The sequence below is a fragment of the Agrobacterium sp. YIC 4121 genome (genome assembly GCF_002008205.1).
GTDB classification, from domain to species: Bacteria; Pseudomonadota; Alphaproteobacteria; order Rhizobiales; family Rhizobiaceae; genus Agrobacterium; species Agrobacterium leguminum.
In genome coordinates this window covers 463,933-485,840 of record NZ_MRDI01000001.1, presented here as the reverse complement: position 1 = coordinate 485,840, position 21,908 = coordinate 463,933, and the positions used below count along the sequence as shown (strand labels likewise).

The 21,908-nt window shown below is 60.0% G+C and carries 18 protein-coding genes and 1 tRNA gene; 17 read left to right on the top strand and 2 right to left on the bottom strand.

All coding sequences use genetic code 11. The features are described from left to right. Nucleotides 1–11: 11 nt before the first annotated feature. A complete protein-coding gene (gene rpmH, locus BTE54_RS02465) occupies nt 12–149 on the bottom strand; it encodes a 50S ribosomal protein L34 (protein WP_003493611.1) in 138 nt (45 codons plus the stop codon). A 352-nt stretch (nt 150–501) separates the two neighbouring features. Here rpmH and BTE54_RS02460 point away from each other — a divergent pair, with 352 nt between their 5' ends. From BTE54_RS02460 to BTE54_RS02375, 17 genes are all read left to right on the top strand, one after another. Continuing rightward, complete coding sequence (locus BTE54_RS02460; RefSeq protein ID WP_078051315.1) at nt 502–2,550, top strand: methyl-accepting chemotaxis protein; 2,049 nt, start codon at nt 502–504, stop codon at nt 2,548–2,550. A 250-nt stretch (nt 2,551–2,800) separates the two neighbouring features. Continuing rightward, nucleotides 2,801–4,219 carry a HAMP domain-containing sensor histidine kinase gene (locus BTE54_RS02455; RefSeq protein ID WP_162934014.1) on the top strand — a complete coding sequence of 473 codons (1,419 nt, stop codon included), beginning with the start codon at nt 2,801–2,803 and terminating at the stop codon, nt 4,217–4,219. Between the two features lie 217 nt (nt 4,220–4,436). Next, a tRNA-Arg gene (locus tag BTE54_RS02445) sits at nt 4,437–4,513 on the top strand. Between the two features lie 175 nt (nt 4,514–4,688). Further along, a complete protein-coding gene (locus BTE54_RS02440) occupies nt 4,689–5,501 on the top strand; it encodes a class I SAM-dependent methyltransferase (protein WP_078051313.1) in 813 nt (270 codons plus the stop codon). A 217-nt stretch (nt 5,502–5,718) separates the two neighbouring features. After that, nucleotides 5,719–6,864: an ABC transporter ATP-binding protein gene (locus BTE54_RS02435; protein WP_198939053.1), complete on the top strand. Its 1,146-nt coding sequence runs from the start codon at nt 5,719–5,721 to the stop codon at nt 6,862–6,864. Then, nucleotides 6,861–7,787, top strand: coding sequence for a sugar ABC transporter permease (locus BTE54_RS02430; protein ID WP_078051312.1), 927 nt, complete (start codon nt 6,861–6,863; stop codon nt 7,785–7,787). The genes BTE54_RS02435 and BTE54_RS02430 overlap by 4 nt, the downstream gene beginning before the upstream one ends. After that, the gene (locus BTE54_RS02425; protein WP_065654553.1) at nt 7,787–8,608 is read left to right on the top strand and encodes a carbohydrate ABC transporter permease; all 822 of its coding nucleotides are present in this window, start codon (nt 7,787–7,789) and stop codon (nt 8,606–8,608) included. The genes BTE54_RS02430 and BTE54_RS02425 overlap by 1 nt, the downstream gene beginning before the upstream one ends. Before the next feature lie 42 nt (nt 8,609–8,650). After that, nucleotides 8,651–9,943: an ABC transporter substrate-binding protein gene (locus tag BTE54_RS02420; RefSeq protein WP_003503651.1), complete on the top strand. Its 1,293-nt coding sequence runs from the start codon at nt 8,651–8,653 to the stop codon at nt 9,941–9,943. A gap of 66 nt (nt 9,944–10,009) precedes the next feature. Further along, a complete protein-coding gene (locus tag BTE54_RS02415) occupies nt 10,010–10,810 on the top strand; it encodes a phosphodiesterase (protein ID WP_078051311.1) in 801 nt (266 codons plus the stop codon). 291 nt (nt 10,811–11,101) lie between these two features. Further along, nucleotides 11,102–12,598, top strand: coding sequence for an acetyl-CoA hydrolase/transferase family protein (locus BTE54_RS02410; protein WP_078051310.1), 1,497 nt, complete (start codon nt 11,102–11,104; stop codon nt 12,596–12,598). A gap of 183 nt (nt 12,599–12,781) precedes the next feature. Next, complete coding sequence (locus tag BTE54_RS02405) at nt 12,782–14,104, top strand: alpha/beta hydrolase (RefSeq protein WP_078051309.1); 1,323 nt, start codon at nt 12,782–12,784, stop codon at nt 14,102–14,104. A gap of 127 nt (nt 14,105–14,231) precedes the next feature. Further along, complete coding sequence (locus BTE54_RS02400) at nt 14,232–15,269, top strand: 4-hydroxyproline epimerase (protein ID WP_065654548.1); 1,038 nt, start codon at nt 14,232–14,234, stop codon at nt 15,267–15,269. A 113-nt stretch (nt 15,270–15,382) separates the two neighbouring features. Further along, nucleotides 15,383–16,420 carry a dihydroorotase gene (pyrC, locus tag BTE54_RS02395; protein WP_078051525.1) on the top strand — a complete coding sequence of 346 codons (1,038 nt, stop codon included), beginning with the start codon at nt 15,383–15,385 and terminating at the stop codon, nt 16,418–16,420. A gap of 164 nt (nt 16,421–16,584) precedes the next feature. After that, nucleotides 16,585–17,283 (top strand): orotate phosphoribosyltransferase, encoded by a 699-nt coding sequence (locus tag BTE54_RS02390; protein WP_003520012.1) that lies wholly within the window; start codon nt 16,585–16,587, stop codon nt 17,281–17,283. 100 nt (nt 17,284–17,383) lie between these two features. Beyond that, nucleotides 17,384–18,310, top strand: coding sequence for a carbohydrate kinase (locus BTE54_RS02385; RefSeq protein WP_003520009.1), 927 nt, complete (start codon nt 17,384–17,386; stop codon nt 18,308–18,310). A 124-nt stretch (nt 18,311–18,434) separates the two neighbouring features. Beyond that, a complete protein-coding gene (locus BTE54_RS02380) occupies nt 18,435–19,400 on the top strand; it encodes an acetylxylan esterase (RefSeq protein ID WP_078051524.1) in 966 nt (321 codons plus the stop codon). Continuing rightward, nucleotides 19,397–20,125: an alpha/beta hydrolase-fold protein gene (locus BTE54_RS02375; protein WP_078051308.1), complete on the top strand. Its 729-nt coding sequence runs from the start codon at nt 19,397–19,399 to the stop codon at nt 20,123–20,125. Before BTE54_RS02380 ends, BTE54_RS02375 begins: the two co-directional genes overlap by 4 nt. Before the next feature lie 61 nt (nt 20,126–20,186). Here BTE54_RS02375 and pgi read toward each other — a convergent pair whose 3' ends face one another. Then, nucleotides 20,187–21,812 carry a glucose-6-phosphate isomerase gene (pgi, locus tag BTE54_RS02370; protein WP_078051307.1) on the bottom strand — a complete coding sequence of 542 codons (1,626 nt, stop codon included), beginning with the start codon at nt 21,810–21,812 and terminating at the stop codon, nt 20,187–20,189. Nucleotides 21,813–21,908 lie beyond the last annotated feature (96 nt).

Sequence of the window (21,908 nt, the reverse complement as noted above, 5' to 3'; positions counted from 1 at the left end):
AGAGGCGGCAATTAAGCCGAAAGACGAGCGCGGCCGCGCGCACGGCGGGCTGCGAGAACCTTGCGGCCGCCGGCGGTAGCCATACGGGCGCGGAAGCCATGGCGACGCTTGCGGACAAGCTTGGACGGTTGGTAAGTACGCTTCGACATTTATTTAATACCGCGGTGTGCGGCCCTTCTTGAATTTGCAATAATTTGCAAGAGCGTTTCGTTTTTTGCACGGCTAACCCCGCCTGGGCGAGCTTTCAATGGCCGAGCGTGCGCGGCTTATAAGGGCATAGGCCGAGCAAAGTCAATTGCCGAAGGGGTTTTCGCGCTTCACCTTTTGCGGAAAACGCACCGCCATCTCCTTCGCCGACCGCCGATGGAGGCCGATTCCGGCGCGCAATCGATAAAATCCGAAATTCTTTCTTAACGCAGCGTTGATAAATCTTGTGACGCGAAAAAGTTATGCCAGCTTCCCATTTTCATCGCGCGGCTGGTTTTTGTTGGGGGAACGAAGTTGAGAATTCGCGGTCGTATCAATCTACTTGTCGGGCTGATGAGCCTTGTCGCCTGTACCATTGGCGGGTTGTCCATCTATGCGATCAACGAATTCTGGGTTCGGTCGCATCATTTCGAGGGAACCGCCGAAAGGGCTTACAAGGGCGAGGCGCTCAACCGTCTGGTAACGGCAGTCGTCATGGAGGCACGCGGTGTCTACGCGGCAGCCGATGTGGCGGCAGCCACCCCCTTTGCCGACGGTATGGTCAAAAACCTCGACGCCATGGAAAAGCTCATTGCCAGCTGGGCGCCGCTCGTGCCGGCGGAACAACAGGCGAGTTTCGACAAGCTTGTCGGCCGCTCCAAGGAATTCCGCACTTTCCGTCTGGAAACCGTGCGGCTGGCGAAGGAAAACGGGCCGCAGGCGGCCAGCCAGCAGGGCAATAACGAGGCGAACCGCGCCAACCGCAAAGCCTATCAGGCGGAGATCGACAGCGTCGTGAAAAACGACCTCGCCGAACTCGAAGTCGTGAAGGCAGGAGTAGATTCTTTCAGCACCGCGATATTCTGGGTGATCGTCGGGGTGACGGTTGCCGGTGTCGGCGCGGGAGCCGCCTTCGGTCTCTACATCGGAACGCGGCAGCTCAGCGCCCCCATCCGCAGGGTTTCGCAGGTGATGAATGCCGTGGCCCATGGAAATCTCGACGCGGACGTTCCCTATCTCGGCCGCAACGACGAAATCGGCGAAATGGCTGCGGCCGTCGAGGTCTTTAAGAAAAACGGCAGCGAAGTGCGCCGCATGAATGCGCAGGAAGCCGCCATGCGCGCCAAGAGCGACGATCTGCAGGCCGGCATGGCCATCGTCGTCGACGCTGCGGCCCAGGGCGATTTCAGCCGCCGCATCAACAAGGACTATGGCGACGACAACCTCAATCGTTTCGCCGCGACGATCAATTCGCTCCTCACCGGTGTCCATAATGGCGTATCCGAGACCAGCCGCGTCATCGAAGGCCTTGCGCGGGGCGATCTGACGGAGAGAATGGATGGCGAGTTCCGGGGCGTATTTGCTGAACTCCAGGGGAACGTCAACCAGACGCTGACCAAGCTGCGCGAGACGATGCGCGAAGTGCGCGGCAGCACGGAGGGCATCAGCGGCAACGCGAACGAATTGCGCTCGGCGGCCGACGACCTGTCGAAGCGGACCGAACAGCAGGCGGCGGCGCTGGAGGAAACCTCCGCCGCTCTGGATGAGATTACCGCCGTCGTCCGCAATTCGACCGACCGTGCGCAGGAAGCCAGCGCCATGGTTGCCGAAACGAAGCAGAAGACGGAAGAGTCCGCCAATGTCGTGCGCGACGCCGTGTCCGCCATGGATCGCATCGAGCATGCCTCGCGCGAAATCAGCCAGATCATCAACGTCATCGACGAAATCGCCTTCCAGACCAACCTGCTGGCGCTGAATGCCGGCGTGGAAGCCGCCCGTGCGGGTGAAGCGGGCAAGGGCTTTGCCGTCGTCGCTCAGGAAGTGCGAGAACTTGCGCAACGATCCGCAACGGCAGCGAAGGACATCAAGGCGCTGATCACAAAATCCGGCGAAGAGGTCGGGCGTGGCGTATCGCTGGTGCAGAGAACCGGCGGCGCACTGAGCGAGATCGAGACCCGCGTTCTGGCAATCAACGAGCACATCCATTCGATTGCCACGGCCGCCAGGGAGCAGTCCACCGGTCTGCATGAGGTGAATACCGCCATCAACCAGATGGACCAGGTAACGCAGCGCAACGCAGCAATGGTGGAGGAAACCTCGGCTGCAACCCATAAGCTGAGCAGCGAGGCCGACCATCTTGTGACGCTCGTGGCGCGCTTCAATGTCGGCGCGGAGAATGTGCAGCGCAGCCCCCGCATCGAGCAGCCCGCGAGGCCGATGACGGTTTCCGCCGGACCGGTGGCAGTGTCTGGCAGGACGCCGGCGGTGGCGTCTCCGGCCCGCAAATTGATGAACAGCGTCAGCCGCGCGCTCAATGCCCAGCCTGCGGCAGCACCCGCACATGGCGACTGGCAGGAGTTCTAGACGACCAGCGGTCCGCTTCAAAACCGGCTGACCTTCGAACGCCGCCCCTGCCGGGCGGCGTTTGTTTTTCCGGCAATGAAAACCTTTATTTTGCAGCGCATTGGAAAAATATCCATTAGGTCCTATTATCATCGCTGCATATAAACCGAGCCGTTCCACGCAAGCAGCGGCGCGCATACAGGATCATGGCCCGGTGTTTTCTAAAGGCGTAGACAGCTTGGACCGCACGCAAGACGATCCGGTGCATTGCATGCCGGGATTGACCGCCGGTCTTTCGGGACGGCTGCTGCTGCTCACTGTCATCTTCGTGATGATCGCCGAAGTGCTGATCTTCGTGCCTTCCGTCGCCAATATGCGACTTTCGTGGTTGCGCGACCGCCTGAATACGGCCGCGGCCGCCGGCGCTGTCATCGACGGCCTGCAGGCCGAACTGCCGCGAAGCGTGCAGAACGACACGCTGATGGCAACCGGGGCGAAGCTTATCGCGCTGCGCAAGGACGGCACCTCACGCCTGCTCGCCGTGGCGGAAACGCCTCCTGGCGTCGATGAGCAATATGACCTTTCCGACGTTTCGCAGGTGGCGGCGGTGCGGGACGCCTTTTCCACCCTGCTGTTCGGCGGCAACCGCGTCATCCGTGTTTTCGATGTCGTCGGCGACAGCGATACGATCATCGAACTGGTGCTCGGCGAAAACAAGCTGCGGGCGGCAATGCTTGCCTATGCGCGCAACGTTTTCCTGATTTCCATTGTCCTGTCGCTGATCACCGCAGGCCTGATCTTCATCTCCATCAACCGCATCATGATCCGGCCCATACGCCGACTGACGCTCGGCATGCAGAACTTCTCGGAGGATCCGGGCAATCCCGAGCGGATTTTCGTACCTGAGGAGGGAACGGATGAACTATCGGTTGCCGGCCGCCACCTCGCCGACATGCAGACCGAACTGCAGAAGACCCTGCGCCAGCAGAAAAACCTCGTGGATCTCGGCCTCGCGGTCTCGAAGATCAATCACGACATGCGCAACATCCTGTCTTCCGCGCAGCTCATGTCGGACCGTCTTGTGGATGCAAAGGATCCGATGGTCAGGAGCTTTGCGCCGAAACTGCTGCGCACCATCGACCGCGCCGTGGCCTATACCGGCGAGGTTCTGGCCTATGGCCAGGCGACCGAAGGCGCACCGAAACGCAAGATGGTGCAGTTGAGCCTTCTGGTGCGGGATGTGCGCGATATTCTTGCGCTCGATCCGGACAGTGGCATCGAATTTCAGGACAGCGTTCCATCCGACCTCACAGTCGATGCGGATTCCGAGCAGCTTTTCAGGGTCATCCACAATCTCTGTCGCAATGCCGTTCAGGCCCTGCAATCCGATACCGCGAATGCCGGGCTTCGGTATCTCTCCATCTCGGCCCAGAGGGCCGGCAGCGTCGTCAGCATCGTCATCGACGACAATGGGCCGGGCATGCCGCGCAAGGCCAAGGAAAACCTGTTCTCCGCTTTCAGGGGTTCGGCGCGCTCCGGAGGCACGGGCCTCGGGCTGGTCATTGCCCGCGAACTCGTGCTTGCCCATGGCGGCACGATCGCGCTCGTCGAAAAGCCCGGTCCCGGCACGCAGTTCCGCATCGAGATAGCCGACCGCGCCGCCTCCGTACAGGCGGCCAGAACCGCCTGAAAAACCAGCTCCGCAGCCGGTTCGCGCAGTCATTCTCCCCGCCCAAACGGACAGGGTATCTGGCCCGTGGAAAATGATCCGCATGGAATTTATAATAAAATCAATGAGATACATGAATTGCTGCGGAAAAATGACAATTTCGAAGCGAAATCGCTTGCATTCGGAATGAGGACGTTTTAGAGGATCGCCACGCCACCGGAAACGACCGGAACGGCACGCACCCGTAGCTCAGCTGGATAGAGCACCAGACTACGAATCTGGGGGTCAGGAGTTCGAATCTCTTCGGGTGCGCCATTTCTCTTCCCATAAAATAAAGTCCTGAAACAATCGCCTTCACGCGCGATATCGCTGATATCGGCAAGTCCGTTCAGGCGAATGCTTCGACGCTCCGCAGGACCGAGTGAATTCCGAAGATCCCGAATATGTGCTAAAGTCACCCCGTCATCAGATGTCCCCCGGGGTGAAAGCCATGTTGGAAGCGGACAAGGTGTTTGCGGGTTCGATTCCGGAAAATTACGACCGCTATATGGTGCCGCTGATTTTTGCGCCATTCGCCGCCGATCTGGCGCGCAGGGCGGCTGCCTTGATGCCGATTGATATTCTGGAAATCGCCGCAGGCACCGGCGCCGTCACGCGCGAATTGGCTCCCCGCTTATTGCCCGTGGCAAACTATGTGGTAACCGACCTCAACCAGCCGATGCTCGATTTTGCGGCGTCGCAACAGGCGCCGGATCGCCGCATAAAATGGCAGCAGGTGGATGCTCAGACGTTGCCTTTTGAAAACGCTGTGTTCGATCTCGTTTTCTGCCAGTTCGGCGCGATGTTTTTTACTGACCGCTTGTCGGCCTATCGCGAGGCAAAGCGGGTATTGAAGCCCGGCGGACATTATCTATTCAATGTATGGGACCGCATCGAGGAAAATCACTTCGCGGATGACGTGACGAACGCCCTGGCGCGCCTGTTCCCCGATGATCCGCCGCGCTTCATGCTCCGTACCCCGCACGGTTATCATGACACGGCACTCATTCGCCGCGAGCTGGAGGAGGCCGGTTTTTCCCGCGTGACGATTGAGACGGTGGCCGCGCAGAGCCGCGCCTCTTCACCGCGCATTCCGGCCATGGCTTATTGTCAGGGAACCGTGCTTCGGACGGAAATTGAGGCGAGAGTACCGGGAGGGCTCGACACCGCGACAGATTGTGCCGCCGCGGCCATCGAAGCGCGGCATGGCGGTGGCGCGGTTGCCGCGAAAATTCAGGCGCATGTGATTCTCGCCGCCGTTTAAACCGACGCTGCCGGCCCGCTTCTCAGTCTATAAGTGCGAACGGGGAATATTTGAGCAATACCCCCCTAAATATTAGTGGTTTTGGGTGGAGGCCTGTACCAAAGGATTTTCCGATAGTCCGAGATTACCGGGCTTTCGAGTGTCATCGAACTTTCCGCAAACCTTCGTCATATTGTCATACAATATAAGCATATGCGCTCCAGAAAAGGAGCGCAGAATGACGCCACAATCACTTGAACTTTCGGGCATCGGCAAAGGCTTCGGGGCTGACGATGTTCTGAATGAGATCGATCTCTCCATCCGTCCCGGAGAGTTTTTGTCTCTCGTCGGCATGTCGGGCTGCGGCAAGTCCACGCTTCTGCGTATCATTGCGGGGCTGGAAACACCGGATCGCGGTTCGGTCTCCATCGGCGATCAGGATGTGACTGGGGTTGATCCAAGCGATCGTAATCTGGCGATGGTTTTCCAGTCCTACGCTCTTTATCCGCATATGAACGTGCGCCAGAACATTGCCACGCCGCTCAGGATGCGGCGTCTGCCCTTTGCCGCCCGCCTGCCGCTGGTCGGACGGTTTGCGGCCCCGGCAGAAACACTAAGCCAGATCGACGCCGCCGTCGAACAGGCGGCCGAGACGCTACAGATCGCGCATTTGCTGGATCGCAAGCCGGCGCAGCTTTCCGGCGGCCAGCGTCAGCGCGTGGCGCTCGCCCGGGCGCTGGTGCGTTCGCCCGCTGCCTTCCTGATGGACGAGCCGCTCTCCAACCTCGATGCGAAGCTCCGCGCCCACATGCGTGAGGAACTGGCCGGCCTGCACCGTCGGCTGGGGGCGACCTTCATCTATGTCACCCACGACCAGATCGAAGCCATGACCATGTCAGACCGTATCGCGTTGATGTCGGAAGGCCGCATCGAGCAGCTTGGCACGCCCGACGAGCTTTACCGCAAGCCCGCGACGCTGACGGTCGCGCGTTTCATCGGCACGCCATCGATCAACCTGCTGCCGGTCGAAATCGACGCGCAGGGTAAAGTCACGGCCTTTGGGCGCGATCTTGGCATCGAGGGTGTGGGCCGCGATGCTGGCCCGGCGACGCTCGGCCTTCGTGCCGAAGATTTGCGCCCGGGCGAAGAAGGTTTTGCCGTGCGTGTGGTGCGCAGTGAAACCCACGGCGCCGACCGCTTCGTGAGCTGCCGCCTGCTGAGCGACGAGACGGTCGCCATCACCCTGCGTCAGGGCGCCGGCGATGCCGTGGGCGCGGATATGAATGGCGTGATGAATCTTGGCTTTGCACCGGAACGCGCGCATCTGTTCGCGGCCGATGGCCTGCGCCGCAAGGTGACGGTGCGCGAACGGGTGCCGGCATGACGGCGGTCGATTTTTCCACGGCCGCGCGCGCGAAGCCTCGCCCGCGGCTGTCAAAGGCGGACCGGCGGATGATCTGGCGCGGCCTGATGTTCGCGGCCCCCGCAAGCCTGCTGCTTCTGGCAATCTATATCGTGCCGATGCTCGTTCTGGCCGGTTTTTCCGTCACCGATTACCAGCTCGGTTCGCTCTCCACCCGCTTTGTCGGCCTCGGAAACTTCGTCAAGGCGTTTCAGGATCCGGTTTTCCTGCGCTCTCTGGCCAATACCGCCATCTATGCGCTCATCGTCATTCCCTTCGGTGTGTTTCTGGCGCTCGGCGTGGCTTTGCTAGTTTATAACCGCAAGCGCAGCCGGGCTTTCTGGGAGGTGGCTTATTTCCTCCCCGTCACCGCAACCCTCGTTGCCATGGCGACCGTGTGGCAGTTCCTGCTGCATCCCTCGCTCGGTCCGGTGAATGCGGCGATCAAATGGCTGGGCTTCGAGCCGGTCGCCTTCCTCTCCAATCCCGTCCTCCTCATTCCCACCATGGCGCTGATGGGCGTCTGGCAGATCCTGGGTTTCAACATGGTGCTGTTCCTCGCGGGCCTCACCGCCATTTCGAAGGATCTGCACGAGGCCGCTCGGCTGGATGGCGCCAAGAACCCGATAGACCGGTTTCTAACCGTCACATGGCCGATGCTCGGACCGACGACCATGTTCGTGGTGGTCACCACCTCCATCTCGGCCTTCAAGGTGTTCGAGACGGTGGCTGTGCTCACCAAGGGCCGCTTCGGATCGGAAACTCTGCTGTTCGATCTCTATCTCGAAGGTTTCGAATATTCGAACACCGGTTATGCCGCCGCGCTGACGATTATCTTCCTCGCGATCGTGCTGGTCCTGTCTATCGGCCAGACGCTGCACATGGACCGGAAGGTGCATTACTGATGGCCGCACTCCGCAAATATCTCCCACATCTCGTGCTTGCCCTTGGCGCTTTCGTGATGCTCCTGCCGTTCTACTGGATGGTGTTGACCTCGATCCGCTCACCGGCAGAGATTTTCGATGTCTCGCTCTGGCCAATCCCGCAGAAATTCGACGCGGCCGATAATTACGCCCGGGCGGCGGGTCAGGTGCCGATGGCGCGTTTCATGCTGAACGGCGTCATCGTCTGCGTCGGCATTCTCGTCGTGCAGATCCTGACTTCGGTTCCGGCTGCCTATGCGCTGGCGAAGCTCCGGTTCCCGGGCCGCAAGCTGCTGCTGGGCCTCGTCATTGCGGCGCTCTGCGTTCCCATTCAGGCGCTGGCGTTACCGCTCTTCGTCGGTTTGGCCAAGACGCAGCTTCTCAACACCTATTTTGCGATGATGATGCCGTTCTTCCTTTCGGTCTTCGCCATCTTCCTGTTCAACCAGTCCTTCCGCAGCTATCCGAATGAGATCATCGAGGCTGCCCGCATGGATGGGTTCTCGGAAATGGAGATTTGCTGGGGGCTGGTCCTTCGCGGGTCGCTGCCTTCGCTCGCCGCTTTCTCGATCTTTTCGCTCGTCGCCCACTGGAACGACCTTTATTGGCCGATGATCGTGGTCTCCGACACCAATCTCGCCCCGCCGCCGCTCGGCATGATGCTTTTCGCCGACGTCGAATCTGGCGCCAATTACGGTGCGCTGATGGCGGGCGCCACACTGATTACCGCGCCGATGGTGCTGTGCTTCCTCCTCGCACGGCGGCACTTCATCGCCGGTATTACCATGACCGGCGTCAAGTGACGCCGTTCAGATTTCCTCCTCCCAACCTCTCTGGAGACTGACATGAAACTCAACCGACGCGCTGTGATGGGCGGTCTGGCTCTCGGCATGGCTTTTGCGGGCCTCGCTCAGCCGGTTCTGGCCAATGAAATCACGCTCAACGTTCTTTACAACCTGCCGGGCTTCACCAAGTTCCATCAGCCGCTGGCCGATGAATTCATGAAGAAGAACCCGGACGTAAAGATCAACTTCCTCGCTCCGGCCGCCGGTTATAATGAAGGCCAGCAGCAGGTTCTGCGTTCCGCCGTCACAGGCAATCTGCCGGATGTTTATTTCTCTGGCTACAACCTGACGGCGGAACTCGTTCACACGCTCGCACCGCGCAACCAGATCACCGATCTCGGCCCGTTCATTCAGGCTGAAGGCGGTCAGGCCTTCCTCGACAAGAACTACAGCCCAAAGATGGCCGCCCTCGGCCAGATCGACGGCAAGCAGTACGGCCTGCCGGTCAACGCGTCCTCGCCGATCATTTACATCAACTCCGACCTCGTCACCAAGGCTGGCGGCGATCCGGACAAGATGCCGACGACCTTTGCGGAGCTCATTGCTCTAGCAAAGAAGATCAAGGCTCTCGACCCCAAGTTCGCCGGCATGAGCTACGACATCAACGGCTGGCCGGATGACTGGTTGTGGCAGGCGCTCATCGTCGAACAGGGCGGCAAGCTCGTTGACGAGAAGGCCAAGACCGTTGGCTTCGATAACGAGATCGGCCTCAACGCCCTGAAGATGACCCGTCAGTTCGTCACCGAAGGCGGCCAGAACCTGCTCGACTGGGATCAGTCGCGCCAGCAGTTCGGTGCAGGCCTCACCGGTTTCATCTTCTCGACGCCTGCCCATGTTCAGACGATCCAGGGTCTGGTCGGCGACCGCTTCAAGCTGAAGACCGCGACCTTCCCGCTCGACAACAAGGAAAAGGGCGGCGTTCCGACCGGCGGCAACTCGGCTGTTATCCTGACCCAGGAAAAGGCCAAGCAGGACGCCGCCTGGAAGTACCTGAAGTGGATCACCGGTCCGGAAGCGCAGAACACCATCGTTCGCATCACCGGTTACCTGCCCACCAACAAGCTGGCCACCGGCCCGGATTTCCTCGCTCCTTATTATGTCGAGAACCCGAATGTGAAGACCGCTTCCCTTCAGGCTGACCGTTCTCTGCCCTGGGCCGGTTATCCGGGTGGCGATTCCGTCCGTATCTGGCGCACCCAGCGCGACATCATCGGCACCGTCATGCGCGGTGAGGTGACGCCGGAAGCCGGTCTCAAGCAGATCGTCGAGCAGACGAACGCCCTGCTGAAATAAGCAAAACCATCGAAAAGGCTGCGGGGAAATCCGTTCCCGCAGCCATTTTGCGCAGAAAGACCTGTTATGAAGATCATCCAGATCACCGACACCCATCTCGTACCCCCCGGCATTGCTGTAAACGGCGTCGACCCGGAAAAGCAGCTGCGCGCGGCGGTGGCCGATATTGTCGAAAAACATGCCGACGCCGATCTTCTTGTGATGACGGGTGATCTTTGCAATTACGGCGAACCGGAAGCCTATGAGCTGCTTCGCGACATCCTCGCGCCCGTCTCGATCCCCGTGCGGTTGATGCTCGGCAATCACGACCGCCGCCCGGAATTCGTCGCCGCCTTTCCGGAGCAGCCGCGCGACGATAACGGATATATCCAATCCTTCATCGATACCGAATTCGGTCGGCTGCTGTTTCTCGACAGCCATGAGGCCGATGTGATCGGCGGTATGTATGGTGCGGATCGTCTGGCATGGCTGGAGAGTGCGCTGGAAAGCGCGGGTGACTTGCCGGTGACGGTGTTCATTCATCACCCGCCGATGGATTGCGGCATCCGCCATTTCGAACATATCGGCATGCATGATGACGGAGCTGTCATGCGCCGTCTCGCCGCTCATCCGGCCGGTATACGTCATATCATTTTTGGCCATATCCATGTGCCGATGGCAGGTACGACCGCCGAAGGCATCGCCTACAGTTCCGGTCAGGCCTGCGCCCACCGTTTCATCACCGATATTGATGTTGTCGATCCGCTGTGGACGGGTGGCAATCCCTGTTACCGGGTCATAAGTCTGGGTGCATTCGGTCTGCGGGCCTATGATGCGGAAGTGGGGCAGGTCGTGCTTGGTCAGGCGCCCGTCTGCGAAGGCCCCTGACACCGGACTTTTCCGCGTTGCACGAAGATGACCTTCGCCTCGTCGCCTGTTGCCGGTGGTGAGGGAGAGATTTTTGACGATTGCAAGGCTGCGGCGGTGAGAAGAGCCCCGTGGCCTGTCGCGCCGATGCGCCACTTCTGGTTTGTTGAACGGGATGTGATGCGTCGGAACCATGGTTCCGTGCGCACCCTTGATCTATGTCAGTTTCATCGATGAAACTGCACGTCATAGTCGCCGAAAGGTGGCCAGCCGAATGCCGTGCCATCGTGATGACAGATCATGGAGAATTGCATGCTTGAAAAGCGTATCCGCAACGCGTCCCTCTTGAACAGGATCGTCAGCGCCGAAGAGGCCGCCAGTCTCATTCAGGACGGCATGACGGTGGGCATGAGCGGTTTTACGCGCGCCGGCGAAGCGAAGGCGGTGCCGCTGGCGCTGGCCGAACGCGCCAAGACGAACCCCATGAAAATCACCCTGATGACTGGCGCCTCCCTCGGCAACGATCTCGACAAGACCATGGTGGAGGCGGGCATGCTGGCGCGCCGCATGCCGTTCCAGTCGGATCCGGCTTTGCGCAAGGCGATCAATGACGGGAAGGTGATGTTCATCGATCAGCATCTTTCCGAAACGGTCGAGCAATTGCGCGGCGGCCAGATCCACGGCGTCGATATCGCCATCGTTGAAGCAGTTGCGATTACGGCAGACGGCGGCATAGTGCCCACCACCTCCGTCGGCAATTCCGCAAGCTTCGCCATTCTGGCGGACAAGGTCATCGTTGAGATCAACCTGTCGCAGCCCGAGGTGCTGGAAGGGCTGCACGACATCTTCATTCCCGCCAAACGCCCGACCCGCATGCCCATTCCTGTCGTGGCGACGGACAGCCGTGTGGGCCTGCCGTTTATTCCGGTGCCGCCTGAAAAGATCGCCGCCATCGTGCTGAGCGACAAGAGCGACAGTTTCTCCACGGTGCTGCCGCCGGATGACGAGACCAAGGCGATTGCCGGCCATCTCACCGAGTTCCTGCTGAACGAGGTGCGTCATGGTCGCATGACCCATGAACTCCAGCCGCTTCAGGCCGGCATCGGCACCATCGCCAATGCGGTGATGCATGGTTTCATCGACACGCCGTTTCACGATCTGAAAATGTATTCGGAAGTCCTGCAGGATTCGACCTTCGAACTGTTCGATGCTGGCAAGCTGACCTTTGCCTCCGGTTCGTCGATCACGCTTTCTTCTGTCATGAACGAGCAGGTGATGCCGCGACTGGGCGATTACAAAAGCAGGCTGATCCTGCGTCCGCAGGAGGTGAGCAACCATCCGGAAGTCATCCGTCGCCTCGGTATCATCGGCATCAACACCGCGTTGGAATTCGATATCTACGGAAACGTCAATTCCACCCATGTCGGTGGCACGCATATGATGAACGGCATTGGCGGTTCCGGCGATTTTGCCCGTAATGCCTATATGTCCATTTTCGTTACCAAGTCGATCGCCAAGGGTGGCGCGATCTCAAGCGTGGTGCCGATGGTCAGCCATGTCGATCACACCGAACATGATGTCGATATTCTGGTCACCGAAACGGGCCTCGCCGATCTACGCGGTCTCGCCCCCCGCGAGCGCGCGGCTGTCATCATCGCCAATTGCGTCCATCCCGATTATCGCGATGCACTGGCTGACTATTATCACCGGGCGGCAGCGCGGGGCGGGCATACGCCGCATCTCATCGAAGAGGCGCTGTCGTGGCATCAGGCGCTGCGGGAAAAGAGCACGATGCGACCTCAGCAATAGGTGTTGAAACAGGGTGTCCACTTGCCGGTTTTTCGATTAGTAATTGGGTCTGTTTGGACACACCGCTGGGGAAAGTGCCCGCCACGCCGCTTAGGTTGCTGGCGCGACTGTTCCGCCTCCGGTAGAAAATCCTCTCCTCCCGGCCGCTATCGAGCTGCCTCAGGGTTGCAGGAGAGTGATGTAATGCCCATTCGCTTCGTCGCCATGATCGCGATTGTCGCCCTGCTTGCCGGTTGCGGCGGGCGGCCGATCGGTGTGATGACGCCAACGGGACAAACTGTGGCTGGTACGACGCCGGTCAATCTCCTCGTTGCGACAACGCGCGCGCCTTCCGAAAATCCTGCGGTTCTTTTCGGCGGCGAGCGGGGAACGGGGCTGAAGGTCGATGCGGTCACGGTTTCCATTCCGCCTGCTGCCAACCGCAAGGTTGGTCAGGTGCAATGGCCGAAAAAACTGCCGCCCAATCCGCTGAAAGATTTCACCACGGTTGCGATTGAGCCGATCCGCTCCGAAGCAGAGACCAGAAGCTGGATCACTAAGCATATCGCGAAGGACCGCCGGGTGCTGGTCTTCGTGCATGGTTTCAACAATCGTTACGAGGAATCCGTCTATCGTTTCGCCCAGATCGTCCATGATTCCGGCACGGATGTCGTGCCTGTCGTGTTCACCTGGCCGTCGCGCGCAAGCATCTTCGACTATAATTACGATAAGGAAAGCACCAACTATTCCCGCGATTCGCTGGAGGAGATGCTGACGCGGCTGGCGAAGGACAAATCCATTCGCGAAGTCACGGTCATGGCCCATTCCATGGGCACCTGGCTTGCGGTGGAGGCGCTGCGCCAGATGGCCATCCGCAACGGCCGCGTTGATTCTAAGATCAGCAATGTCATTCTGGCGGCGCCTGATCTCGATGTGGACGTCTTCAGCCGGCAATTCACCAGCCTCGGCAAGATACCGCCGAAATTCACGCTTTTCGTCTCGCAGGATGACCGCGCGCTCAGCCTGTCGCGCCGCATTTCCGGCAATGTTGATCGACTCGGTCAGATCGATCCTTCCGTCGAGCCCTATCGCAGCCAGCTTGAGAAGGCTGGCATCACGGTTCTCGATCTCACCAAGCTGCAATCCGGTGATCGTCTGAACCATGGAAAATTTGCCGAGAGCCCGGAGGTCGTTCGCCTGATCGGCGACCGTCTTATCGCGGGCCAGACGGTGACGGATTCCGACGTCGGTCTGGGCGAGGCGCTGGGTGCCGTCAGTATCGGTGCCGCGCAAACAGTCGGAACCGCGGCCAGCGTCGTGGTCAGCGCGCCGATTGCGGTCTTCGATCCACGGACGCGGGAGAATTACGGCAGGCAGGTGGAGCGGCTCGGCCGTTCCGTCGAAAACACCGTCGGATCGGTGGGCGATACAGCCGGTTCCGTGGTGGACGATCAGGCGGTTCAATCCTCCAGAGTGAATTGCGATGCCGCCGCCAATCGAAACCGGGCGGAATGCCGTAGCCGCTAAACGACAATGCGTGCAGGGTGGCGAAAACGTTAAGCGTTTTTGTCATCACGCGTCCGCAGATTTGTATACACCTTGTATTTTTATCTGTATGGTCATGTCCATAACCTAACTTCCGGAGTAGACCCCCATGCGTTGGAAACGCACCCTCCAGCTTCTCGATGTTCATTGTGAAGGCGAAATCGGCCGTGTCGTCACCGGCGGCGCGCCGAAAATCCCCGGCAACACCGTGGCCGAACAGCTTCACTGGATGAACACCGATCCGCAGGGAGAGGCGCTTCGTCGCTTCCTGACGCTGGAGCCGCGCGGCACGCCGATGGGGTCGGTCAATCTACTCCTGCCGCCGAAGCACCCGGATGCGCACGCCGCCTTCGTCATTCTCCAGCCGGACCAGGCGCATGCCAGCTCCGGGTCCAATTCCATCTGCGCGACGACGGCGCTTCTGGAAAGCGGCATGGTGGAAATGCAGGAGCCGGAAACCGTTATCATCCTCGAAACGGCGGCCGGTCTGGTCAAGGCCACAGCCACCTGCCGCGACGGTCGTTGCGAAAAGGTCAAGCTGACCATGGTGCCATCTTTCGTGCATGAGCTGGATGTCAGCATCGACACGCCCGAATGGGGCAGGGTGACGATGGATATTTCCTATGGCGGCATTTTTTATGCGCTGGTCGATGTCCGCCAGATCGGCCTCACCATCGAAAAGACCAATGCGGCAAAGCTGGTCTCGGCGGGCATGATCCTGAAAGATCTGGTCAACCGTGAAATGACCGTCGTTCATCCGGAAATCCCGGCCATTTCCGGCGTCGCCTATGTCATGTTCCGCGATGTGGATGCGGATGGCTCCATCCGCACCTGCACCACCATGTGGCCGGGCCGGGCGGATCGCTCGCCCTGTGGCACCGGCAATTCGGCCAATCTCGCCACGCTATATGCGCGCGGCAAGGTGAAGGTGGGAGACGAGTATAAATCCCGCTCGATCATCGGTTCGGAATTCGATGTCGGCCTTTCCGCCGTCACCGAGGTGGCCGGCCGCCCGGCCGTCATTCCCACCATTGCCGGGCGCGGCTTCACCTTCGGCCTGCATCAGGTGGGTCTCGATCCGTTTGATCCGCTGGCCGATGGTTTCGCCATGACCGATGTCTGGGGTCCGGAAGCGGGCAACATCTGAAGCGTGCTTTAAAAAAATGCCATTTACAGCCGCCGGATGGACTTTGGCGGCTGTTTTCCCGCGGCAAAAGATGCTAAGCGGGCGCCAATTCCGTCATGCTCCGAGGTATCCCGATGAAGTCGCTCACCCTGCGCCGCCCTGATGACTGGCACCTGCACCTGCGTGATGGGGCAATGCTGGAAGGGGTGATCGGGGATACGAGCCGCCATTTCGCCCGTGCCATCATCATGCCGAACCTGGTGCCACCGGTTGTCACCACGGCCGATGCCCGCGCCTATCGCGAACGCATCGTCAAGGCCATTCCCGCGAGTGACCGTTTCGAGCCGCTGATGACCCTCTATCTCACCGAGGACACGCAGGCCGACGATGTGGAAGAGGGCAAAAAAAGCGGTCTCATCACGGCCGTAAAGCTCTACCCGGCCGGTGCGACCACCAATTCCCACGGCGGTGTGCGCGATTTCAACAAGGCCATGCCGGTTCTGGAGCGCATGGCGAAGATCGGCCTGCCGCTCTGCGTGCATGGTGAGGTCACGACGCCGGAAGTCGATATTTTCGACCGCGAGAAGGTGTTCATCGATACGGTTCTGGAGCCTCTGCGCCAGCGCCTGCCGGAACTCAAGGTAACGATGGAGCACATCACCACCCGCGACGGCGTGGACTATATCCAGTCGTCCAAGGCCAACATCGCCGGCTCCATCACCACCCATCACCTCATCATCAACCGCAATGCCATCCTGGTCGGCGGTATCAAGCCGCATTATTATTGCCTGCCCGTCGCCAAGCGCGAAGAACACCGGCTGGCGCTGCGGGCTGCCGCGACTTCGGGCGATGCACGCTTCTTCCTCGGCACGGATTCCGCCCCGCATGTGGACCCGCTGAAGGAATGCGCCTGCGGCTGCGCCGGCATCTATACCTCCATCAACACCATGAGCTGTCTCGCCCACGTCTTCGAGGATGAAAACGCCCTCGATAAGCTGGAAGCCTTCGCTTCGCTGAACGGCCCGGCCTGGTATGGTCTTGCGCCGAACGAGGAGACGATCACGCTGGTCAAGCGCGAGGAAGCGGTGGCCTTTCCTGAAAAAATCGAGACGGGCGCCGGGCCGGTCACCGTGTTCGATCCGATGTTCCCGCTCCATTGGGATGTGAGTTGATTTTTTAACCGCCGGCACTGCCGGCGGTTTTGTTATGGTCCTCAGGCATTCGCCCTTCGGCGCCGCCTGCGGATGCCTGCAATGCTGAACCGAGACGTTGTGCTTTCCGAAAACCGATCCGGGTTTTCGGAGCGATAAACCAAGGCCGAAAAAGGAGAACGCCTATGAACCATTTCACATTCACTGACCGCGCCGTCGTTGCGGAACTGGTTGCGAAGATGTTGTGGGAAATCAAGGCGGTCCATTTTAATTCGGAAAGCCCCTACACCTTCGCTTCGGGCATGAAGAGCCCGGTGTACATCGACATGCGCAAGCTCATCTCGTTCCCGCGCATCCGCTCCGCCGCCATGGATTTCGCGGCGGCGGCGGTGATGCGCGAGGCCGGTTTCGAGAAGTTTGACTGTGTGGCAGGCGGCGAGACGGCGGGCATTCCCTTTGCCGCTTTCCTTGCCGAGCGCCTCGGCCTGCCGATGATCTATTGCCGCAAGAAGCCGAAAGGCCATGGCCGCAACGCCCAGATCGAAGGCCATATGCCGGAAGGCGCCCGCGTTCTCGTCATCGAGGATCTGACGACGGCCGGCGGCTCGATGTTCACCTTCATCGACGCCATCCGTGCGGCGGGCGGCATTGTCGATCACGGTATCGCGCTGTTCTATTACGGCATCTTCGAAGAGGCTGAAGCACGCTTCGCCAACGGCAATGTCAAGCTGCATTACCTGACCACCTGGCGCGATGTTCTGGCGGTTGCCCGGGCTGAAAAACTGTTCGACGAAAAGACCCTCTCGGAGGTCGAAGCCTTCCTCGATAACCCGCTGCCATGGTCGGCAAAACGCGGCGGTGTCAGCGAATTGCCGCAATCTTAATTTCGGATGCGGCCAGCCCGGTTTTGCGGCTGGCCTTCCGATCGATCTTCGTCTAAATCGATTTAAGTCCATTTGATTTGCTGTTTTGAGGAGGACCGTAATGATCCTGTGTTGTGGTGAAGCCCTGATCGACATGCTGCCCCGGCAGACGACGCTGGGTGAGGCGGGTTTTGCCCCCTATGCAGGCGGAGCGGTCTTCAACACGGCGATTGCGCTGGGGCGTCTCGGCGTTCCATCCGCCTTCTTCACGGGCCTTTCCGATGACATGATGGGCGATATCCTGCGGGAAACCCTGCGCGCCAGCAATGTCGACTTCAGCTATTGCGCCACCCTTTCGCGGCCGACCACCATCGCCTTCGTGAAGCTGGTGGATGGCCATGCGACCTATGCCTTCTATGACGAAAACACCGCCGGCCGGATGATCACCGAAGCGGAGCTTCCGGCACTGGGCGCCGATTGCGAGGCGCTGCATTTCGGTGCGATCAGCCTCATCCCGGAGCCTTGCGGCAGCACCTATGAGGCGCTGATGACGCGCGAGCATGAAAGCCGTGTCATCTCGCTCGATCCGAATATCCGCCCCGGCTTCATCAAGGACAAGCAGTCCCACATGGCCCGCATCCGCCGCATGGCGGCCATGTCGGATATCGTGAAATTCTCGGATGAGGACCTTGCCTGGTTCGGGCTGGAAGGCGATGAGGACACGCTTGCCCGCCACTGGCTGCACCATGGCGCGAAACTCGTCGTCGTCACCCGTGGCGCCAAAGGCGCGGTGGGGTATAGCGCCAATCTCAAGGTTGAAGTGGCCTCCGAGCGGGTGGAAGTGGTCGACACTGTCGGCGCGGGTGACACCTTCGATGCCGGCATTCTTGCCTCGCTGAAAATGCAGGGTTTGCTGACCAAGGCGCAGGTTGCCTCGCTGACGGAAGACCAGATCAGGAAGGCTCTGGCGCTCGGCGCGAAAGCGGCCGCTGTCACCGTTTCGCGGGCCGGCGCGAACCCACCCTTTGCGCATGAAATCGGTTTGTGATGAGCGCGGTTGAACCATTTTGAAAAGGTGGTTCAACACTCTTCGCGGCTTTAGAACCGTAAAAAACCGTTATTTCGATATTATGAAGCTTGTGTCCGCTGTTTTTTCACGAAACAAGCGTCGCATGAGCGTTCCCAAGTCCCATCCTTTCGATTTCGACCCGACCTATGGCATGCAGCGCGAGCAGCTGCTGGCCATCACCCCGCCCGAAGCGCCGCCGGGCTTCGATGATTTCTGGAAAAAGCGCTATCGCCGCGCGCTCGCCACGGATTCCCGGCCGGTGCTACGCAAGAGCAGGCTCACCGACCCCCGCTGGCATGTCCTCGATATGACCTACACCTCCACCGGCGGTTTTCGCATCGGCGGGTGGCTGCTTTTGCCGCGCGAAGGGCAGGTGCGCCGCGGCCTCGTTGTCGGCCATGGTTATGGTGGGCGAGGGGAACCCGATTTCGACGTGCCGGTGGAAGAAACGGCCGTGCTGTTTCCCTGTTTTCGCGGGCTTTCGCTGAGCGCCTGTCCGCCGATTTCGTCCGACCCGTCGCTTCATGTTCTCTATAATATCGACAGGAAAGACGATTACATCATCGGCGGCTGCGTCGATGATCTGTGGGTTGCCGTTTCCACGCTCATCAGCCTCTATCCGTGGCTGGAAGGGCAGGTGGGTTATAGCGCCATCAGTTTCGGCGGCGGCATCGGTGCACTGGCCATCCCTTTCGACGAGCGCATTGATCGCGGCCATCTTGTCGTGCCGACATTCGGTCACCGGCCGTTCTGGCTGACGTTGCCCACCGTTGGCAGCGCGGATGCGGTTCAGACCTATCAGAAGACCCATGCCAATGTGCTTGAGACGCTTCGCCTGTTCGACGCCGCCATTGCCGCCACCCGCATAAAAGTGCCGATGCTGGTCGCACCCGCGCTTTTCGATCCGGCGGTCGCGCCGCCCTGCCAGTTCGCGGTGGCCAATGCGCTGCCGAAATCAAAATTTAATGAAATATTCATCCTCGACGCCGGGCATTTCGATTACCCTGACAGCGCATCGCAAGATGCGGTCCATAAGGACAAGGTCAGACGGTTTTTCAAGGTGCCATGAAACGCGAATATCTCCGCTGGTATAGTCAAAGGCTCCATCGCGACATGGAGCTGTTAATATTCGGACATTCCGGCGCCAGGGTGCTGATGTTTCCCACCCGCGACGGGCGTTTCTTCGAATATGAGGAACTGGGTCTTGTCGGCAGTCTGGCCGACAAGCTGGAGGCGGGCCACCTTCAGCTCTATTGCATAGAGGGGCTTGCCAGAGAGACCTTCTACGCGGCCGGGCATCATCCCGCCGATCGCATTCGCCGCCATGCCGCCTTCGAAGAGTATATTCTGAACGAAGTGCTGCCGCTGATGGCAGAGAAAAACCCGAATAACGATACGATCGTGCAGGGTTGCAGCCTGGGTGCGTTTCAGGCCGCCAGTCTCGTTTTTCGCCACCCGCATCTTTTTCGCAAGCTCGTCGCCTTTTCCGGCCGTTACGATCTGACGATGAAGGTGGAATTCTTCGGCGATCTGTTCGATGGCTATTACGACGACGACATCTATTTCCACATGCCGAGCCATTTCCTGCCGGGCCTCGCCTGCCCATGGCGGCTTGAACACCTGCGCCACATCGACATGGTTTTCACCATCGGCGATGCTGACCCGTTTCTCCACAACAACCATCATCTGAGCCGGGTTCTATCGGAGAAGCAGGTGGGGCATCAAATGCATGTCTGGGATGGCCGCGCCCACCGGGCCGGAGCGTGGCGCAAGATGGCGGCGCTTTATATTTAAGGCCGCCGCATAAAAAAGCCGGAGGTGTCTCCGGCTTTTAAGATTGCGGTCGTAACGTCACTCAGCCTGCCAGACCGGCCAGCGCTTTCACCAGCCCCTGCGTAGAGCTGTCATGGCCGGCAGCGCTTTCCTTGCCTTCCACGACCGGCAGCAGGCCGGTCGCCAGTTCCTTGCCAAGCTCTACGCCCCATTGGTCGAAGGAGTTGATGCGGAACAGCACGCCTTCGACGAAAACGCGATGCTCATAGAGTGCGATCAGACGGCCAAGCGCGAACGGCGTCAGCTTGTCGTAGACGAAGGTAATGGAGGGGCGGTTGCCGGTGAAGACGCGATGCGGCGCGATGAAATCGGCGAGTTTGTCTTCCATGCCCTTGGAGGTGAGCTGGGCTTTTGCCTCAGCCAGCGTGCGGCCCTTCATCAGCGCTTCCGATTGTGCCAGGCAATTGGCGATGAGAAGCTGGTGCTGGTGGCGCAGTTCGGGCTCGAAACCGTTGGCGGCGATCATGAATTCGGCCGGAATGACGCTCGTGCCCTGGTGGATCAGCTGGTAGAAGGCGTGCTGGCCATTGGTGCCGGGCTCGCCCCAGACGACCGGGCCGGACTGGCCTTCGACAGGCGTGCCGTCGATGGTCACACCCTTGCCGTTCGATTCCATGTCGAGCTGCTGCAGATAAGCCGGGAAACGCGACAGACGCTGGTCATAGGGCAGGATCGCCCGGGTCGGATAATTCAGCACGTTGCGGTTATAAAAGCCGATGAGGCCGAGCAGCATCGGCAGGTTTTCACGGATCGGCGCTTCGCGGAAGTGCCTGTCCATGGCATGCGCGCCATCCAGGAACTTGCCGAAATTATCCGGCCCGATGGCGATCATCAGCGGCAGGCCGATGGCCGACCAGATCGAATAACGTCCGCCCACCCAGTCCCAGAAACCAAAGATGCGGTCGCTTTCGATGCCGAAGGCGGCAACCTTTTCCAGTGCGGTGGAAACGGCGGCGAAGTGATGCTTGACAGCTGCCTCACCCAGTTTCTCGGCGATGAAACGGCGCGCGGTGGCGGCGTTCGTCATCGTCTCGATGGTGGTGAAGGTCTTCGACGCGACGATGAACAGCGAGGTTTCCGGGTCGACGAGCTTCAGCGTGTCGGCGATATGGGCGGCATCGATGTTCGAGACGAAATGCGCGCGCGGGCCGTCATGGAAAGGCGCGAGCGCCAGCGTCGCCATGACAGGGCCGAGATCGGAACCGCCAATGCCGATATTGATGACGTCGGTAATCTTCTTGCCGGTCGCGCCCTTCAGCGAACCGGAACGGATCGCATCGGCAAACTTGCCCATGGCGGTGAGAACGGCGTTCACGTCAGGCATCACGTCCTTGCCGTCCACGAGAACCGGCGTATTGGAGCGATTGCGCAGTGCGGTGTGCAGCACGGCGCGGTCTTCGGTGAAGTTGATCGCCTTGCCCGAGAACATCTCCTCGCGCTTTGCCTCGACGCCACCTTCGCGTGCGAGCTGTTCGAGAAGCGTGACGATCTCCTCATTCACGGCGCATTTGGAATAGTCCATCAGCAGGTCATCGAATTTGGCGCTGAAACGGCTGAATCTCTTGTCGTCGGCCGCAAAGGCGGCGCGAAGATCGGTTGCGGCTGTGCTGCTCGCCGTTGCTTTCAGTTTTTCGATGGTGGCCTGCATCTTGTGCTCCTCGGCTTCCGTGGAAGGATGAGGAAACTATTCTTTTTCAGGCGGCCAAATCAAGGCGACTTTGATAAAAGAAAAGGGCCGGGACGA